This is a genomic window from Paenibacillus sp. HGH0039, from assembly GCF_000411255.1.
Taxonomy (GTDB): Bacteria; Bacillota; Bacilli; order Paenibacillales; family NBRC-103111; genus Paenibacillus_F.
The window spans coordinates 126,215-145,431 of the sequence record NZ_KE150413.1 but is presented as its reverse complement, the minus strand read 5'-3'; the positions used below and the strand labels follow the sequence as shown (position 1 = coordinate 145,431).

Here is a 19,217-nt window from a genome sequence, read left to right as displayed (position 1 = left end):
CCGGCAGTGTCTGCGGCAAAGGCCGTGGGTTCGGGCAGCTTTCAATCCTGGCAAAGCGAGGCCTGGCAGCTTTCGGCTGAACCAACACCGGACCTGACAGCTTTCGGACCGGGCCGACGCCGGGCCTCGATTCTGCGGCCTGCGGCCCGGACCGCCGAAACGCGGCGCCACACACTGCGGGCCCCGGGCTGATCGCGGTACGAAACAGGCCCGACCGCCGCGCAAACCAAAAGGACCGGAGGCGCATACTCCTCCGGTCCTTCCATCAGCTGGCGCGCTTAATTCCCTTGCGCCAGACTGGCTTTAAACCCTTCGCGCCAGCTCGGGTACACGGGCTCCCAGCCGTATTCGCGCCGGGCCTTGGCATTGGACGCTCCGCGTTCGCCCCGGCCCTGGCCCGGCTGGAACTCCGGCTCGGGGGCTCCGAGCGCCGAAGCGTAAGCGGGCAGCCAGAGCGTGCTCGGGGCCGGCTCGTCGTCCACGATGTTGACCGCCCCCGAGGGCCACCCCAGCGCAGCCAATGCGGCTCTTGCCGCATCTTCCACGTGAAGCAGGGAGCTGACGCCTTCGGTCGCCTTCACTTCGCCGCTGCGGACCTTGCCGGCGACAGCCCCGTCCCGGTCATACCAGGTTCCGGGGCCGTACAGCAGCCCGTACCGCAGAATGACGGACTCCGGCATCTCCGCCGCCGCACGCTCCAGGGCGGCTACGCCGTCCACCGTCGTCTTTCTCGGCTCCGGAGCCTCCAGATCAAGAGGCACATCTTCTCCGGCAGGCCCCTCCCCCGGCTCATACATCCACGAAATGCTCTGGGCAATCATTTTCCTGGCGCCCGCCTCTCTTGCGGCGTCCACCAGATTGCGCGTGCCCTGCTTCCTGATCCGGGCGTTCTCTTCCAGATTATAGTCGCTAAGCGCCGTAAGCTGATGAATCACGACCTCGGGCTGTATCCTCCGAAGCTGCGCAATCAATCCTTCCCGGTCGAAAGCATCCGCCTCCATCGGGACAGCCCCTTGCGCCAGCACAGCATCCTTCCCCGCCTCGCTGCGAACCATGGCGTATACGGTATGCCCTTCCTTTACCAAGAGCGGAAGCAAGGGGCGTCCGATTACTCCCGTAGCGCCTGCCACAAAAATGTTCATCTCCAGCCCTCCTGTACGAGTTCCCTAAGCGGGATTCTTTCCCTTACTAAACAAAGGAAGGAGCGTTTTCGTGACAGGCCGAAACCTGTTTAAGATAATCAATCATTAAGGAAGCGAACGATCAGCGGAGCGACCGCCCTCGCCGTATCAATCCCTCGTTAATTCTTTACCCGGTAAATCCGGGCCTCGTACGGCTTCATTTCGCAAGAAGAACAGTCCGGACCGCTCCCCTCATAATTCGCAAGAATCAGCTCTTTTTCCGCCGAAGCTATGAACCCCGGCAGCGTGCAAACCGTACTCTGATCGGAAATATTCAGCAGGACCAGCCATTTCTCGCCGTCCAACTCGCGCAGGAAAGCGTAAATCCGGTCATCCTCTTCCAGAAGAGGCTCGTAAGTCCCGTAGATCATCACCGGGTTTTCCTTGCGGAGACGGATCAGCTTCTGATACGTGTAAAAAACGGAATCCGGATCGGCGAGCGCCTGCTCCACATTGATTTCCCGGAAATTCGGGTTCACCTTGATCCACGGGGTGCCTTCCGTAAAACCGCCGTTGGCCGAGCCGTCCCACTGCACGGGAGTTCTCGAATTGTCTCTCGCCAGGTGCAGCAGGCTCCGGAAAACTTCCTGCGGCTCGCGGCCTTTTTCCACCTCTTCCTTATACTTGTTCTTTAACGCGATATCGTTGTAATCCTCGATCGAATCGAACCGCACTCCGGTCATGCCGATCTCTTCCCCCTGGTAGACGTAAGGCATTCCGGGAAGGGTGTGAAGCAGCACGGCAAAGCATTTGGCCGATTGTACGCGGTACTCCTTGTCGTTGCCGAACCGGGTGACAAGCCGGGTATGGTCATGGTTGTTCAGGAACTGGGAGTTCCAGCCCCGGCCCCACATGCCGTCATACCACCTTTTCTGAATCGCCTTGAACTTGTCCATCTCCCAGTGAGCCATATAATCGCAAACCTCGAAATGGAACAGGGTGTTGAGCTCGCCGCGGTCTTCGCCAACATAAAGCAGGCCGTCCTCCGGCGTCACAAACGGGATTTCTCCGACCGTAAAAACGTCGTAATGCTTCAGGACCCGCTCGTGCATTTCCTGCAAATACTCGTGTATCCCCGAATTATTTCCCAGATAGGAGATATTCTCCGGATGCTCCGCATCGGGAAAACCCGCCTGCTTCGCGAGCAGATTGATGACGTCCATCCGGAAGCCGTCGATGCCTTTGTCGAGCCAGAAGCGCATCATCTCGTAAATTTCCTCGCGCACCTGAGGATTTTCCCAGTTTAGATCAGGCTGCTCCGTTGCGAAGGAGTGAAAATAATACTCGCCCGTCCGTTCGTCGTATTCCCAAGCGGAAGGCGTGAAATAGGATCTCCAGTTGTTCCCTTCCCGGCGCCAGATGTAATAGTCCCTCTTGGGGTTATCTGTCGACGAGCGGGCTTCCGTGAACCAAGGGTGCTGATCGGACGTGTGGTTGACCACCAGGTCCATGATCAGTTTCATGCCGCGGGCATGAACTTCCCGGAGCAGCCTCTCGAACGTCTCCATCGTGCCGGCCTTGGCCATTACGGTTCGGTAATCCGATATATCGTACCCGTTATCGACATCCGGCGATCCGTAGATGGGATTGAGCCAGATTACGTCCGCACCGAGCTCTTTTATATAATCCAGTTTCCGGATAACGCCTTCCAAATCCCCGTACCCGTCTCCGTCCGTATCGTAAAAACTTCTCCAGTACACTTGATAGACAACCGCTTCTTTCCACCATGTTTTTTGCATGCGCTTGCACTCCTCGCTGATAAAAGTCGGTTTCCAAATCTATAATTCGGCGCCGGGACACTCCACCCCTTCAAAAGCCGCCGAATGCCTGGCTCAATAAAGCGCCGCCCCGGCCACGTCTTTCCGGATTCATCATAAAAAAATATATTTATTGCGTAAATCGTGACAGATGTGTGAACGGCACTGTCAATATTATACCCGTGGTCAATAACCTTCGGTCAATTCCAACTGCCTTCTTTCGCCCCTTTCACGGCTATCCCATCGTTCAAAATTGCCAATTTTAGTTAAATTTTATAAAAAATGTTTGACAAGAGTGTGAGCCCATTCTATACTACAGTTACAAAAACAAGTTTTCCTACCCGTTTACTTGCATATTGATTTTACCGGTCCTTCATGGTCCCGCCGTTTCCCGTACGGCAGCTTTTTGGACCCACTTGGAAAGGGGTGATGCCACTCGGTTTGTAAGGCTGTTTGCAAGGCCGCAGCTAAGATTAACCGGCTAACGCGTTTTGCCCAGGCGCCGCATAGCGGCCATCAACCATTTCCTAGGAGGGATTTTTTATTATGAAAAAGAAGCTGACTTCGCTCGTACTCGGAGGAACACTCCTGATTGCATCCGCTCTGCCTGCAAGTGCAGCAACCGCCGAGGTTGCAACGCCGAAATCCGTAACCCCTAAATTTATCGGGGAAACTTGGAAAGCGCCGGCAGGACTTTCAAACGATGAGAAAGTGTGGGGCTTCCTCGATCACAAGAAAGAAGCGCTAAGCCTTAGCGGCAGCTTGAAAGACAATCTGAAGATTGTCTCCAAGCAGACCGACGCTGCGAGCGGAACGAATCACTATCGCCTGAAGCAATACGTCAAAGGAATCCCGGTCTATGGAGCGGAGCAGACGGTGCATCTGGATAAGAGCGGAAACGTGACTTCTTATCTCGGAAGCCTGCTTGCGGATTCGGAGCAAGAAGTGGCTAACGGAGTTAAAGCCAAAATCAGCGCTTCCGATGCGATCAAAACCGCTATTGCGGACACCGAGAAAGCCGTCGGCAAACTCGGCCAGCAGCAGAAGCCCGCACAGGCGGAGCTGACGATCTATCCGCTGGAAGGCAAAAACGTGCTCACCTATGCGACAGAGGTGAACGTATTGGAGCCATCCCCGATTCGTACCCGTTACTTTATCGACGCGGTTGACGGCTCTATCGTGAAGAAGTACGACCTGCTCGACCATGCGGTCGGTACGGGCACAGGCGTGCTGGGCGATACCAAACAGTTCATTACGACACAGAGCGGCTCGACTTTCCAGCTGAAGGATACCACGCGCGGCAACGGCATTGAAACATATAGCGCCAACAACGGTTCCTCTCTGCCTGGGGTACTTAAAACAAACACCAACAATACCAACTGGACCGACCGGGCGGCCGTAGACGCTCACGCTTACGCGGAGAAAGTCTACGACTTCTACAAAACCAAGTTCGGTCGCAACAGCCTGGACGGCAACGGAAAGCTGATCAAATCAACCGTTCACTACGGACAAAACTATAACAACGCCTTCTGGAACGGCGTACAGATCGTTTACGGAGACGGTGATGGCGTCAACTTCCTGCCTTTCTCCGGCGACCCGGATATCATCGGTCACGAGCTGACGCACGCCGTAACCGAATATACGGCCGGCCTGGAATATTACGGCGAGTCCGGCGCCCTGAACGAATCGATTTCCGATATTTTCGGAAATACGATCCAAGGGACCAACTGGCTGCTCGGAGACGATATCTACACGCCGGGCAAACCGGGCGACGCGATCCGCTCCCTGTCCAATCCGGAGCAGTTCAACCAGCCTAACCACTACAGCAAACGGTACACGGGCACTTCCGATAACGGAGGCGTTCACACGAACAGCGGCATCAACAACAAAGCGTTCTACCTGATCGCGCAAGGCGGCACTCATTATAATGTTTCCGTAACGGGCATCGGCCGTGACAAAGCCATCAACATTTACTACCATGCCCTGACGTACTACCTGTCCCCGTATTCCAACTTCTCCAACATCCGTGCGGCCGCCGTACAATCCGCGGTAGACCTGTACGGAGCCGGCTCCGCCGAAGCCGTATCCGTAGGCAAAGCCTACGACGCGGTGGGCGTGAATTAAGCGAACGGCTTAGCCTCAAAGTGTAGTCCGTCGGGGCCATGACCGCGAAGCATGCGGCTCCCGCACCGCCGGTAATAAAGAAACCGCAGTCCTCCTTAGGAGACGACTGCGGTTTTTCAATTTTTTCGGAAGCTGCTGCACGGCGGGGAGGTAACGCCCGGCGTACTTGTTCTTTTTTTACCGGAAATACGTGTGCCTGGTTTTCCACTGCTCCAGCTTGATGCCCGCCCAGAAGAAATAAATGCCTAACGTGACAAGGCCGAGCAGGAACCACTTGATCCACGAACCGAAAAGTCCGACCGCCGTTCCTTCAAAGCGCAGACGGCGTCCTTCAATGACCGTATGCTCAATCTTCCAGCGGTAAATGATGACGAGGCTCCACGGGTAACAAATCCCTGCCGTTAGACCTGTGATGATGGCCCCAAGCAGATACAGGCCTATCAATTCCAGCAGGCCTCCGTCAAAATAAGATTCCCCGCCCTGCGGCTTCCGGTTGGACTCGAAATCGAAATCCTTCGGGAGTGTCACGTTGATCGTCGTATTGGCCATGTCTTTTGGGATCTTCCCTTCTTATATTGAGTTAGAAAAACGTTTATTTGCCGGACATCCACTTGTCAACTTCAGCCTTGGGCACTTCACCTGCGGGAACTTTTCCGATGTAAGCGGTAGACGAAGGGCCGTAATAGTTGACCGGAAGCTCAAGAATGTCGCAGGCGGCTCTCATCGGAACATACGTCGTCCCGTCGTAAAGAAACGTACTTGCGGCGATGCGTTCCCCGTGAACCTTCACCTGCACACGATCCAGATAAACGTCGATGGTTCCGCCGCCCCGCACGAGCGTTCCGGCTGCCGCATCCGTATCCGTACTCTCATCCGAGCCCTGCTTCTCCCATTCGTCGATAACCTCGTCGGGCACTTCTCCGGCGGGCAGTTGGCCGATGTAGGCCGTCTGGGCGGCCCCGTAATAATTCACGCTTAATCCGAGCAGGTTAGCCAGATCCCTTATAGGCAAATATGTAGTCCCCTCATACAAAATATTAGGCGCCACGAACTCTTTGCCGTTCACCTTGATGTTCATCCGGTTAAACTGGACATCGAGTCTTGCCTCCACGGCATTATCTTCCGTCTCTTGTCCTCCGCTTCCTTGTCCGGAACAAACCGGCGTGTCCGGAAAGTCTTCACAGAAATTTTGGCACAGCTGATCACCGGGATCTTCTTCGCAGATCTCGATATAAGTGCTGTGGGGCAAAAGATAATCTCTCGCCATTACCGCCCCCGAGAAACTTGCCACGACGATTGCCAAAAGAAGAGCCGCCAAGAAAGATGTTTTTTTCAGCACGTTTTAAATCCCCCTTTCTTCGTAATAGCAACCTTCCTTGTAAAAAAGGTTGCCTATCAATAATAGGCTTATCCTCCTATAATTATCGGTTTTACCAGAGTTATTAGTGAGCTATTTGACCTACAAAAACAAACCGACTTCCTGATAAGGCGGTCAAATGAAAAATTTATTCCTGGTTAAGTACATAATAATTAACCTTTTGCAATGATGCTGGTAAGTATTTTTTTACTTTCGATATCTTTGGGTCGTAGCGTTCGACCGATTTGCTCGTACACTACCTTTTCTTCGAGCAATTGATTTGGGCTTATTACGGATGCTGATATTCCGTTCAGGTTGAATTGTTTCAAGGGAAGCGAATCTGCTCGCCACACCCATTCGGGTAGTCCATTCAGAATAATATTTCCTTCACTTGATCGAGTTACATAAAGAAATTGAATATCCACGTTACTCTTACGGAAATCCGTCTGTCTATCACTTACAGGCATCCTTTCGAAACCTGATTCTATAAGTGCCCGTTCCAGACTTTCTCGATACTGTACCCATGTGACTAAATCGAGGTCTTCATGCGGTCTGGTAATCTTACCAAGTAGAAAGTCAATTGCCCAACCTCCACGCAACCAAAAATCCTCACCAATCGAATAAAATATTGCTTTAATCTCACCAAGTACAATCAATTGGGATAGGGTTTGATCATTAGTAACTTTTTGCGACATGTAGTTGCCTCCCACTTATATCTGCTTATAATTATAATTTGCTGTTAATTCAGCAAAAAAAGTTAGCATTTTCTTCTTATTCGGTGCAGTATTCTTATATTCCTTGCTGTCTAAATAGCAGAACAACGCCCAGTAATGTTGCAAACACTTTGCTTCTACGCCATTAAAGCGGTCGATCCAGCGTTTCAAACGGTTGCGGGAGCTTTATACTTTCTGAATGTAGTACACGCTTTTTACACGAAGTTTCCGTCAGACTTGAAGCGGTAGTGCTCTATGCCCTTCGTTTTTGCAATATGAACTGAAAACCAATTGCTTCATCCAACTTAGACGTTCGAATTCGTCCACTCTAAGAACGCCAGAGAATTTCATCTTCTGACTGTTACGGGCAACCAGTATACATATTGATCGTTACTGACGCCACGCCACTTAGCTTTGCCCAAGTTTAAGTGACTTGCGTTCGGTGGAGTGTATTCGAAAATGTAAAATATCAACATTGTAATTTAACATAGCCTTAAATAAAATGGCCCCCGATCAAACTCATCCGGCAGCCCCCTCGTGCGGTATGGCGTTGCATGAAGGGAGCCCGTCACTCTCTGCGCAAAACCTTGCATGTAAAAAAACCTGCGCAGAAATTCTGCGCAGGTTTGGGATCGGTGCTTTCGCTTGCGTTAGTTGATGAAGCCGGCGGTGACAAGGAACCGCCGCAGCATCACCGCGGACTGAGCGCGGGTCGCTTCGCCTTCCGGCGCCAGCGTGCCGTCCGTCATGCCGTTCATGAGACCGGCATGAACGGCTGCGGCTACTTCCGCCTGCGCCCAGCCGATCTTGCCCGAATCGGTGTACCGGGCAAGAATCTCTTCCTGTTGCGGCTTCGTGACCGCCGCAGCGGATGCCGCGCCCGCATAAGGCAGGGCGCGGACGAGCATGGCCGCCTGCTCCTCGCGGGTGATCGGGCGCTGCGGACGGAACGAGCCGTCCTCATAGCCGCCGATCAGACCCGCAGCCGCCGCAGCGGCCACATCTCCGGCGAACCAGTCGGCGGAGCCGACGTCGCCGAAGGCTGCCGGCCCGGCCGCTTCCGGCAGGCCGAGCGCCCGGACAAGCAGCGCCGCGAACTCGGCGCGCGTAACGCTGCGCTCGGCGTCGAACCGTCCGCCGCCGCTGCCTTCCACGACGAGCTTCGCCGCAAGCAGCTCGACATCGGCCTGCGCCCAGTGGCCGGCCATGTCGGCGAAGACCGGCGCGCCGCTTACGACCGCGTAGAAGCCGCTGCCGCTGCGCTTAAACGTCACGGTCGTCTTAGCCGTGCCTGCCGGTGCGAAGAGGGATGGCGCGAATGAGATTGTCTTCTCATTCGGGTAAGCGCGCACGCCTGTCGCTCTCTTCGCGTCGAAAGTCCCGTCCAGGGTCAGCTCCAGCTGTCCCTGCGTCTCCAGCGCCGCAGAGCCGCCGGACTGGGCCTTTGCGGCGATTTCGAGCTGCACCGGGGTTCCAGCCGCCTGCAAACCTGCCGCTTTCACGGCCGCTCCGATTGCGGCCGCATCGCTGTCCGCCGCATAGCGGAGGGTGTAGCGCACGTTCATGCTGCGGCTTTCGCCTCCCAGCTTGCGCGCAGCTTCGTCCAGCTTCAAATCCGCGAGCTGTACGGTGTACTTGCCTACCGGACCCGCGATGACGAGTGTCCGGCTGCCTTGAGGGACGTCCATCAATGCGGACGCCGGGATTTCGACCGTGTCGCCCGTGTAGGCGATTTCTACGGTCGAGTGGGTTTTGAGCGCTTCTCGCAGAGCAGAAGCGTCCACTTTACCTTCGGTGGCCGTCACCTTCCCGGCAGAACCGCCATTGTTACCGTTATTGCCGTTATTGCCGTTATTGCCGTTATTGCCGTTATTGCCGTTATTGCCGTTATTGCCGTTATTGCCGTTGTTTCCGTTATTTCCTTCGCTTCCATTGTCGCCACCGCTGCTGCCTCCATCGTTTCCGCTGCTGCCGCCTTTTACTTCCAGCGTAACCGGCTGAGTGTAGAGGTCGTACTTGTTAGCGGCATCGATAGAAGCCGTGTACCGCAGGAGAGCATGGGCTTTTCCCGCTTTTTTGCCTGTGATTTGGCTGCCGCTTACGTCCACGACATCCTGTCCGTCCAGCAGGACGATATCCGGTGCGGTGTTCGTTTTCGTCCCTCTATAGGATTCCACTTCCAAGGAGAGTGTCGCTTTTTCGCCCGGAGACAGGCTGTACGAGTTCTTTCCCGGTTTAACCGAGGCGGCCCAATCTGCGGACCAAGACGCATAATCGGTCGTAATGCCGAAGGCCCCAAGCCCGAAAAACTTAATAAAATCGTTCTTGTTGTTGAATGTCCATGGAGAAATGATTACGCCCCGGTGTTTGGCGGCTTCCATGAAATTTTTACCGAGTCCGCTGTAACTCGTGTTGAACGTCGCGTTCAAAGGCTGAAGCACCTTGAGCGTTTCCCTCAGCGATTTGTTGACATTGGCTTCGTTGGCATAGCCGCTTGTCAGCAGACCCGAAGGCATTTCGGGCATCAGCTCGGCAAGCCGCTTCAGTTGATTCGTGTCGAAGGACATCGCATCGACGAGGTCTTCGGCTTTCTTTTCCTTGATGATTCTTACAAAAGCATCGACTGCCGCCGGGGTACTGGTTTTAATTTCGGCCATTACCATGCGGCCCTTGGATCTGGCCAGGTCGATCTGTTCATCCAGTGTCGGTATTTTCACATCGGGATACCCGGTCGGGAATGGTTTGTTCGCGTTGAGCTTTTTGAGCTCGGCGAGGGTAAAGTCTTCGACTTTGCCTTTACCGTTCGTCGTGTTTTCTAAGACCGAATCATGAACGATGACAAGATGGCCGTCTTTGGTCAAGTACATATCGTTTTCGATAAAATCGGCTCCGTATTCGAGGGAGAGCGCATTGCTTTCGATGGTATTCTCCGGAGCCTCGGAAGGAATGCCCCGGTGGCCGATAATATACGGTTTACGAATCAGAGTCGTTCCGTTGGAATACAGCTTCAGCGCCCCGATAGCCGCTTCCGGCGCATCCGTCACGATACCGTTCGCTCCGCCCGTAATCAGGTTGTGCAGGGACACGGTTTTATCCGCTTGAGCGGACTGGTCCTGCGCCCACACCACCAAAGTCCGCTGCTGGAGATAAGCCATACTCTCACGCGTAGCCGCTTTCTGGGACAGGAGCGCGATTTTGGCCAGATTTACGGTCGTTTTGCGACGTATTTCCATCAAATCTTCGTTGGTATCCGCTTTGGCCTGGCGGAAATCCAGAATGCCGCGGATAATCGGGTAAGCCTGACGCGCTTTTTTGACCAGCTCGCCTTTGTCGGACACGATGAACGCGTCTTCGATGCCTCTCGCTTTGAGCGCCTCGACAAGCTTGTCGGTGCTCGGCTCATCCCGGACATAGAAAGCCGGAATCACTTTGTTGTTCAGCGCTCCCAAGATGTCATCCAGGCTGCCGATCTCGGCGCCTCCGGGAGCGGTGATTTTCAGATTGCCGTTCACGTACAGCATGGCCGTCGCAGGCAGGGAAGTTCCCTGCAGCTTAACTAGGTCGGCGGAGGATTTCAACTCCGTGACCACAGTAGGGGCCAGTGAAATCTTCGTCTCCGGCTCCACGACCTGCACGAAACGCTCGGAAGGCAGCGGAGGAAGCGCATCCTGCTGCAGGGTGACGCGGATGTTGTCCACCTTCATGCGGCTTCCGTTCGCCTGGAGACCGATGCGGCCCTTCTTGTAAGCGCCGGCGTTATCGGTATCGACGAGAAGCTTGTCGCCGATCCATTCCTGTACCCGGTCGCCGTAGGCTTTGACGGTGTAACGGTACATTTTCGCGGGGTCGATCGCTTCGGTGTAAGAGCCGCGGTCCATCACATTCCACTCGTTAGCAGGCGTCCGTTCCGCGAATTCAACCCCGTTCACGGCTGCCGCATTTTGCCGGACGGCCATCTGGTAATAGGGGACATTGTCATTTTGGATACGGAACATAATCGAATGCCATCTCGCTGCATCGTTAGCGGAGAGATGCGTAATATCCGCCTCGATTTTGTAATTCCCGAACAGTCCCAGATACTCGGGAAGCAGTACGCGGGAAGGATTATCCGGGGCGGCGGAGGCGTTCAGTTCAAATGCGCCCGACTTGACGGCCGCCGCTGAAGCGGTCGTTCCTTCTTTACGCGTCCAGTCCTTCGGAAGAGTGCCTTCGGCCGTTTGATCGAAGTTTTCCTCATAGAGGGTGTATTCCTTCTCCCCCGGATTCTTGGCAATGACCATTACGGTAAGCGACGCGTTATCCTTCTGAACCGTAACCGGATAAGCGCCTTTTTTATTCACCTGCAGAGTACCGTTTCCGGTTGAAACCTCTTGACCTGCCGGTTTCCAGAGAAGGTCACCGCCTTTCAGTGTCCCTTTGGAGAAATCGCTGAATTCGGCCTGGAAGCTGAGCGTATTAAGATCCAGTTTCATACCGGTATCCGTCAGCACATAGCCCTCCGCATGCTGCAGCTTAACGGCTTGCGCGCCCGTCGCCGAAGGAGTGACGGTGATTTCACGCGCCGTTTCCGCATTGGCGTAGACGGCTTTTACGGACGCTTTGCCCGCTTTTACCGGATAGAGCTGGTTATTCACGATTTTCACAATCGTCTCATCGGAAGAGTACAGGCGAATGGCGTCCTGGGCCGGCACTTCCGTTACCCCGTCCGAATAATACACGCTTCCCGTAACGGTCGCGGGACCCGTCAAAGCTTCCAGCGTGCCCGGCAGCGTCACATCCAGCCGATCGGCCGTTACCCGCGTCACCTTCAGGTTATCGAACGAAACTTTGCTCTGATCGGCCTGAAAGCCGACTTTTCCTTTTTCCAGAAGATTGGAAGAAAAATTCTGATCCATGAGAAGCGTAAAATCCGCCTCGTCTTTGGCTTTGATGTATTCTTTGACGTTGTTTCCGACTGCGCGGACCTTCAACGTATAGTCCTTATTGAACTCCAGCGGTTTCCACATGCCGCTTACGGGCGTAGGCGAAGCCCAGTTGTTATTGGGCATCCGGTAAGCCAGCTCGAAGGTTCCGTTGCGGCGGACCGCCATCTGGTTGTACGGATTTTTCCCGTCGGCCGCTCCCCTGAACATCAGGGCCGCCCACCTCGCATCGTTAAGCACCTCTTCAAACCGCATGTCCGCTTCGACGATATAATCGTCCCACTGGACAGGCGCGGAGATGCGGGCCTGCTGCCCGGAGGTTTTGCCGTCGAAAGCCATGCGGCCGTTGCCGTATGTATCCTGAACGACGGTAAAGGGAGAGCTTCCCGCATTCACATCGGAGATCCATCCGGCCGGAATTTGCCCCGGCGCATAGCCGTCGAAATGATCCTGAAGGAGCACGGGATCGATTTGAGCCGAAACCGGGTTCTCGTCTTTCAGGTTGAGAATTCCGTAGCCGGCCGTGTCGTTCCAGAACGATTTGGAGTTAAACGCGCTCCAGTAGCTTGTGCGCTGCTTGCTCGTGTCAGCCTCGTAACGGTCCGTTACACCGATCTCAAAGCCGAGCTGCTTCTGCAGACCCGGGTCAAAACGGAGCATGTCCCACGGAATCGCGGTTTCCAGCGTCCATCCGCCCTGTTCGGTGCCGACTGCCCTCAAGATTTTCTTCTCGTCTTTGCCGCTGTGGTTGCCCAGCGCCGCCCCGAAATGAAATTCCGGCGTAGAGCCGGGTTTGTACACGAATCCCACCTGCATATCATCGGCTGCAAAAGGCGCCGACTGATGCAGGGTCGGATCGAAGAAGAAATTGATATTGTCCTGCTCGAACCAGTACCCCGTTCCGCTTGGGACCAGCGTGTCGTCCTCGGCTTTCACGCCGATATACAAATACTTGTTATCCCACAACAACCCGAACCGGGCGTTTTTGAACGTGCCTTCGCCTGTCCGGACATTCATCGTTTCGCTGAGGTTCCAGAGCGACTCGTCGAGCCTGCCGTCGATTACGGGCGGAGTCAGCGTCTTGCGGACATCCAGCGCCTTCCTCCCCGGGTCGGCAGCGTATGCCGCCGCATCGAACAGGCCAAGCGGAGCCGTACCGCACAGTAAAGCGGCGGTTAGAAACAGGCTCAAAAACCGGGAGAATCTTCTCATTTCTGATCCATTCCTTTCGAATGAGATATCCGGATCGGTTCCGGACGGCCAGGGGCGAGAACAACAAAAAAACCCTCTATCCATCAAACCGGAAAATGCCGAAGCAAGACATTTTCGTTTGTGCATAAAGGGTTTTCTCCTGGACTCTTACCCTTGGATATTCAGTTGTTCCTGCATGTCTCTTACTCTACCAGTACTATGTCAGCGCTGCGTTAAGTATGCTTGAAGATTTTGTAAGCGTCCGGGAGGAGGCGGAACGGGGACATGGGCGCGAAACGAACGGAAAGAGTCACGGATTGACTTATCAAAACCTATCGGTTAAGTTGGTTATACAACTTTAACGACTCGTGAGGTGATCTTCTTGAAAGAAATCCCTATGTCCTATATCAAAGCGAATCAGGCCGGCATCGTCCTGTTCGCTGTACTTACGTTCGCTACCCGTCAGCCTTGGCTGCTCGGCCTGCTGCTTGCCATACAACTGGCGGGTCTGCTGCTCCGCTGGAACTTGTTCGTGCAGGCGGCCAAGCCTTTCCTGCGGACGGACGGCGAAACCCAGGCGGCGGAGCTTCAGCGCTTCAACAACGTGCTCGCCGTGCTGTTCCTCCTTCTGTCCGTGCTCTCGTTCTCCGTCGGCTGGACGGCTGCGGGCTACATATTTGCCGGCATGCTGCTGGCGGCCGCCGGAACCGCTCTGCTCGGCTACTGCATCGGCTGCACGGTCTACTTCCAGTACAAACAGCTCCTGGCGAGAAGACGGCTGAACCGCTCCTAACACCCGATCAAAAGAAAGAACCCGCCGGTCAACCGGCGGGTTCCGCAATAAGACGTGACGATCCCTCCGCCAATTTAACGGCGGCCGGACAACAGGAAGGAGTGCGGCTCCTTCCTGTTTTTTTTATTTTAAGCGTACAGCATAAAGAAGTTCAATTCATGACCGTTCTGCTTCAAATAATTGTACAGCTGCGAACGATGGTGGAAAAGATGCGTCACGATTTCGATCAGCCATTTGATTTGAGGCATACTGTGTTCCAAATAGAAAGCTTTCGTTTCTTTGTTCAAAAGCTCGTCTTCGCTCAGCGAAACCATATAAGCTTTCAGCGTATCGAAGTGAGTCCGCAGCCGCTTCGCCAGCTGTTCCGGGTCCGTCACGTCCTGCGCGCCGTTTTCGACAAGTTCAACCTCCGGCTGCGATTTTTCCTGCAAAATTGCCAGGTCCGAGGCGGGCAAAGCGGCAATATGATGGACGAGCTGCAGAAGCGTCCGCATGTTTTCTCCCGGGGTGAACCCCCACTCCTCCGGTCTGATCCGCCGGATCAGCGCCTCGCTTGTCCGGACCGACAGCTCCAGCTCGTCCAGAAGATGATCCCTGATTTGCATAACTCCGCTCATAGGTAATTCCATCCTTTCTTGTTCCATCCGAGATACCTATCAGTATAACCAAACCCGACCGCTTACAGATAGGATAAATCGGACATGCCCCGGTATTCGGCTGCCGCCTTTATCGGCGATGCCCCGTAAAATCTCTTGAACTCGCGGATCATATGAGCCTGATCGAAAAATCCGCGCTCTGCCGCCGCAGCCGCCCAATCGGTGACGGAACCGGCCTGAATGTCCCTGAGGAGCGTTTGAAACCGCACCACTTCAGCGAATTTTTTCGGGCTGAGGCCCACCCATTGATTGAACGAACGGTGAAGCTGCCTCGTGCTGATGGTTTCGGACCGCGCCAGTTCGCTTACCGTCTCCCCGCCGCCTGAAATAAAAACGCGGTACAGCACGTTCTTCATCCGATTGTCCCCGTCCGTACCCTTGTCGCTCAACTGCCGCACCAGACACGCTTCGACCGCTCCGATTCTTTCCCGGAAAGAACGGGCCTCCCGAACGCGCTCCTCTGTTTCTTCCCCGATAACCGGGCCGATTTGCCCGGCCGCAACCGCCTGATCGTGAAATTCGGACAAGGCCGTCCGCAGGAACGGATACGCGCCGCCGGGCAGAAAACGGATTCCGAACTTTCTCATGGGCTCCCCCTCCTCATAAGAAACGGTAAAAGCTTGCTGGAAAGTCCCGCAGTACCTTACGTCCATTTCACCCGTTTTCAGATTCTCCGTAAAAATGATATCCGTGCAGCCGTCGGGAAGAACCCGGTCCACCGCATCCGGTCGAAGAAGCAGCGGCGCACCCTCAACTCCGCGCGGTTCGGACTGCCAATAGCAGCATACGTACGGCTTGAGAACGGGGGACGGCCCTTTTTCTTCATATATATAGGTAGAAACTCTTCCGTTCGCCTGAACGGGCCGGAATAAGTCGTGCAGTCTCGCATCCATCTTCCCCCAGAAGCCCCCTAACCCTTTTATCCTCTATCTCCCACTATAAGCCCGCAAGAAAAGCCGAGCAAGGCTCATTTTAAAGGCAAATTCCAACCCATTTTTCATGAAAAAAAATATTTTCTGTAAAAAGGCTGAAATTATCCATTTTTTATGGAATAAATCCCCTTTAAGAACTGTCTTACATATTGTACAGGCCTAATCTTGATAAGGGAGGAGGTTCCGGATCGTTCACTAGCTCGTTTATTGTTCAAATATGAATGAAAAGAGGGAACTAGTTGAAAAATCGCCATCTCATCCAAAAATTATCCGTGATGTCGCTCGCGTTTGCATTCGTTGCAGGCACGGCGCTGCCTCATGCCAGCGCAGCCCAGTCCGGCAAAAGCATCCAACCGCGTACCCAGCTCAATGGTTCTCTGAATCCCGGTACAAACTCGCTCCCGGGCCAGGTCAAGGGGTATATTTCCCCGAAACTGAATACGGCCTCCACGAATTCCGTCCGTGTTATTGTCCAGCTGCAAAATCAGCCGGTCGCCGTAGGCAAATACGCCGCTAAGCTGGGCATGTCCGCTCTGGCAGCCGAATCTACCGAATCGGCCATCACGCAGGAGCAGACCGCTCTGGTCAGCGCCGCCAAAAGCAGCGGAATTAACCTCCAGGTTAATTACCAGTATAATACCGTTTTGAACGGACTGGAAGTAACCGTTCCGGCCAATAAAATTCCCGCGCTGGCAAAACTGGCCGGCGTCAAATCGATTCACCCCAGCGCCAACTATTTCCCGATCCCCGTAGACGAACCGAAAGGGCTCGATGTAAGCAGCCCCAATTTTGACATCACTCCGCTGAAACAGATCGGCGCGGATGTCGCCTGGGCCAAAGGCCTCACCGGCAAAGGCCTCAAAGTCGGCGTTATCGATACCGGAGTCGACTATCTTCACCCCGACTTGAAGGATGCCTACAAAGGCGGCTACGATTCCTTCGAGAAGGATAACGACCCTTACGAAGAGCCTCCGCTTACTCCGGAGGAAGACCCTTACGGCACCGGATTTGAAGGGACGTCTCACGGCACCCACGTATCCGGAACGATCGTAGGAAGAGCATCCAACCCAAGCTCGGACATCGTTCAAAAAGGCGTCGCTTACGAAGCCGATTTGTATGTATATAAAGTACTCGGCCGGAATCCCGAAACGGGCAAATCGTCCGGCTCCTCGGCTCAGGTCATCGACGGCATCGAGCATGCGGTTAAAGACGGCATGAACGTCATTAACCTGTCGCTCGGCTCCGACTCCGAGAAAGACCCTAACTCTCCCGACGTCGTGGCTATCAACAACGCTGTGCTCGGCGGCGTAACCGCCGTTATCGCGAACGGCAACGCGGCGGACAAAGGGCCTTACTACTATTCGCTGGGATCGCCCGCGACTTCGCAGCTCGCTATCTCCGTAGGCGCCGTAACCAGCCCGAAAACGCAGTACACGGCATCCGTATCGGAGGCGGTCTATACGCCTCCCGTTTCCCTGGGCGCCGCTGCGGTTTCGCCGGTGACGCCCGCCGCCGGATACAATCTCAATGTGATGGCTTGGGAAACCGGCCAGGAAAACTTCGCCTCCATTCTGGGCACCAACCCTAGGGACGTCGTGTACGTCAACCTGGGTCAGCCTCAGGATTATGAAGGCAAAGACGTAACCGGCAAAGTCGTGCTGATCTCCCGCGGTAACCTCGCCTTCGTGGACAAAATCGCCAACGCCAAACAAAGAGGCGCGAAAGCGGCGATTATTTTCAACGGCAACACCGAACGCGGAGATGCGACTAAAGCCGATCTTTCCGAGTCGGTCATCGGCCGTGACGGCTTTGTCGGTTCCGCCGCTTTCCTCGGCGACGGCTTCGAGTACATTCCGACCTTCGACATGAAAGGCACGGAAGGACGCGCTCTCGCCAGAAAAGCGTTGGCCGCTCAAGGCCAGACGCTGAAGCTCGCTTTCGGGGCCAACTATCCGAAGAGCGAAATCCCGGGCGATACGATGGCGACGTTCAGCTCCCGCGGTCCGAATGTGGACGGCGACCTGAGCATCAAGCCGGATATCAGCGCACCGGGTGTGAGCATTCTGTCCACATGGCCTGCCTACGGCAAGCAAAAACCGGATGCGAACTACAACACCGCCTACAGCCGCATCAGCGGTACCAGCATGGCCACTCCGCACGTAGCCGGACTTGCGCTGCTGCTGAAACAGCAGCATCCGGACTGGTCGCCGCTGGATATCCGCGCTGCGCTGGCTAACACGTCGGACAAAATCAGCGACCTGGACGGCAAGCTGTACGACGTCTACTCGCAGGGCGCAGGCCGTGCGAACGTGGGCACTGCCGTGAAGACGCAGGCGCTGCTCCAATCCGTGGAGCCGATCACCATTCTCGATAAGTATTGGCAGCCTCAAGCCGTGACGAATTACAATCCGTCCGTCAGCTTCGGCCTTCTGGCTCCGGGAACGAACGCCCAGAAGGAGCTTCAGCTGAAGAACGTATCGAAGCAAAGCGTGACGTACTCGGCCAAAGTCGTGCTGCATCCGAACGTAACGTCGGATCCGAACGCTCCGACCAAAACGCCGGATGTCACGAACCTGACCGCTCAGCTGCTCGGTCTGCAAAACGGTAAACTGACCGTTGCGGCCGGCGCTTCCAAAGGATTTTATTTGTCCGTAACACCGAAGAACAATGCGGTTAAAGGCGTTTATGAAGGCGAAGTGCTTCTGGAAAGAAGCGGCCAGCCTTCGCTGCACCTGCCTTTCGCCGTTCACGTCGGCCAAGATAAGCCGGAAAACGGATTCGGTCTGCAGGAACTGGAGCAAACGGAAAATGCCATTTATCCCGATAATCGTGACGGCTCCCCGACCACAACCGACCTTTCCTTCCGCCTGACGGCCAAGGACGTGAACGCGATTTCCCTCTGGGCCGTGGGACTCGATGACAAAGAAATCGGCATCCTCGACGAAATCACACAGACCGACGCTAACGGCCGTCTCAAACTGATCGAGCCTGGCGTTTACTCGTTCGAAGGCATCGACGGTTCTTATGTGGACGGAGAGCTGGATGCGAACGGTAACCTGAAGGTGAAACAGCTTACGGAAGGAACCTACAAGCTCTCCGTAATCGCTCAGAAGATCGATGAGTTCGGTAACAACGTGGACGGTATTTCCTACACGGCTTACAGCTCCCTGCGTATAGCCAACCTGGAGAACGACCGCGTCGCCAAAGCGAAAGACGATTTTAAGGCTAAAATCGTCAATACGCGCAAAATCAACCAGCCGGTTCTGCAGCTCCCTAAAACGGACGGAATCGTGTACAAGGTCACGAACAGCTCCAACAAAGCTTATGTCGACAACAGCGGTGTTCTGAAGTTCGTCCCGAACAGCGGGGTCGTCAACGTCGAACTGACCGTCACCATCTCATCCGCCAAGAACCCGGCCGTCAAAACCACGGTCAAAGTTCCTGTCGTGCTGAGCAAATCATCCATTCCGCAGCGCCAGACAGCCGATGAGAGCGCGCTTGCCGAATAAGGCGGATCGGCGCTTCAACGGAATAAGCTTCGCGTAGCGGCGTCAGCGGCGTCAGCGGCGTCAGCGGCGTCAGCGGCGTCAG

At 54.9% G+C, this 19,217-nt stretch carries 11 protein-coding genes and 1 pseudogene; 3 read left to right on the top strand and 9 right to left on the bottom strand.

Going from position 1 to position 19,217, the window contains the following annotated elements:
• Positions 1-278: 278 nt before the first annotated feature.
• Positions 279-1,142: an NAD-dependent epimerase/dehydratase family protein gene (locus HMPREF1207_RS14960; RefSeq protein WP_009675763.1), complete on the bottom strand. Its 864-nt coding sequence runs from the start codon at positions 1,140-1,142 to the stop codon at positions 279-281.
• Positions 1,143-1,300: 158 nt separating this feature from the next.
• Positions 1,301-2,920 carry a glycoside hydrolase family 13 protein gene (locus HMPREF1207_RS14955; RefSeq protein ID WP_009675740.1) on the bottom strand — a complete coding sequence of 540 codons (1,620 nt, stop codon included), beginning with the start codon at positions 2,918-2,920 and terminating at the stop codon, positions 1,301-1,303.
• Positions 2,921-3,484: 564 nt separating this feature from the next.
• Between HMPREF1207_RS14955 and HMPREF1207_RS14950 the strand changes: the two genes are divergently transcribed.
• Positions 3,485-5,062 (top strand): M4 family metallopeptidase, encoded by a 1,578-nt coding sequence (locus HMPREF1207_RS14950; RefSeq protein WP_009675761.1) that lies wholly within the window; start codon positions 3,485-3,487, stop codon positions 5,060-5,062.
• A 177-nt stretch (positions 5,063-5,239) separates the two neighbouring features.
• On the opposite strand, the gene HMPREF1207_RS14945 is transcribed toward HMPREF1207_RS14950, so the two are convergent.
• The 5 genes and pseudogenes from HMPREF1207_RS14945 to HMPREF1207_RS14930 form a co-directional block, all read right to left on the bottom strand.
• Positions 5,240-5,611 carry a DUF898 family protein gene (locus tag HMPREF1207_RS14945; protein ID WP_009675717.1) on the bottom strand — a complete coding sequence of 124 codons (372 nt, stop codon included), beginning with the start codon at positions 5,609-5,611 and terminating at the stop codon, positions 5,240-5,242.
• A 43-nt stretch (positions 5,612-5,654) separates the two neighbouring features.
• A complete protein-coding gene (locus HMPREF1207_RS14940; protein ID WP_009675697.1) occupies positions 5,655-6,401 on the bottom strand; it encodes a copper amine oxidase N-terminal domain-containing protein in 747 nt (248 codons plus the stop codon).
• 191 nt (positions 6,402-6,592) lie between these two features.
• Positions 6,593-7,114: a nucleotidyltransferase domain-containing protein gene (locus tag HMPREF1207_RS14935; RefSeq protein WP_016423783.1), complete on the bottom strand. Its 522-nt coding sequence runs from the start codon at positions 7,112-7,114 to the stop codon at positions 6,593-6,595.
• Positions 7,115-7,179: 65 nt separating this feature from the next.
• Positions 7,180-7,551: pseudogene (locus HMPREF1207_RS30330) on the bottom strand (IS1595 family transposase); the annotation flags it as partial.
• A 231-nt stretch (positions 7,552-7,782) separates the two neighbouring features.
• Positions 7,783-13,266 (bottom strand): glycerophosphodiester phosphodiesterase family protein, encoded by a 5,484-nt coding sequence (locus tag HMPREF1207_RS14930; RefSeq protein ID WP_009675766.1) that lies wholly within the window; start codon positions 13,264-13,266, stop codon positions 7,783-7,785.
• A gap of 361 nt (positions 13,267-13,627) precedes the next feature.
• Here HMPREF1207_RS14930 and HMPREF1207_RS14925 point away from each other — a divergent pair, with 361 nt between their 5' ends.
• Positions 13,628-14,038 carry a DUF4395 family protein gene (locus HMPREF1207_RS14925; protein WP_009675743.1) on the top strand — a complete coding sequence of 137 codons (411 nt, stop codon included), beginning with the start codon at positions 13,628-13,630 and terminating at the stop codon, positions 14,036-14,038.
• Positions 14,039-14,166: 128 nt separating this feature from the next.
• Here the strand turns inward: HMPREF1207_RS14925 and HMPREF1207_RS14920 are convergent, their stop codons facing one another.
• Together HMPREF1207_RS14920 and HMPREF1207_RS14915 are read right to left on the bottom strand one after the other, a co-directional pair.
• Complete coding sequence (locus tag HMPREF1207_RS14920) at positions 14,167-14,655, bottom strand: DinB family protein (protein ID WP_009675651.1); 489 nt, start codon at positions 14,653-14,655, stop codon at positions 14,167-14,169.
• Between the two features lie 62 nt (positions 14,656-14,717).
• Positions 14,718-15,587, bottom strand: coding sequence for an AraC family transcriptional regulator (locus HMPREF1207_RS14915; RefSeq protein WP_009675686.1), 870 nt, complete (start codon positions 15,585-15,587; stop codon positions 14,718-14,720).
• A gap of 278 nt (positions 15,588-15,865) precedes the next feature.
• Between HMPREF1207_RS14915 and HMPREF1207_RS30580 the strand changes: the two genes are divergently transcribed.
• The gene (locus tag HMPREF1207_RS30580; protein WP_009675701.1) at positions 15,866-19,135 is read left to right on the top strand and encodes a S8 family serine peptidase; all 3,270 of its coding nucleotides are present in this window, start codon (positions 15,866-15,868) and stop codon (positions 19,133-19,135) included.
• Positions 19,136-19,217: the final 82 nt, after the last annotated feature.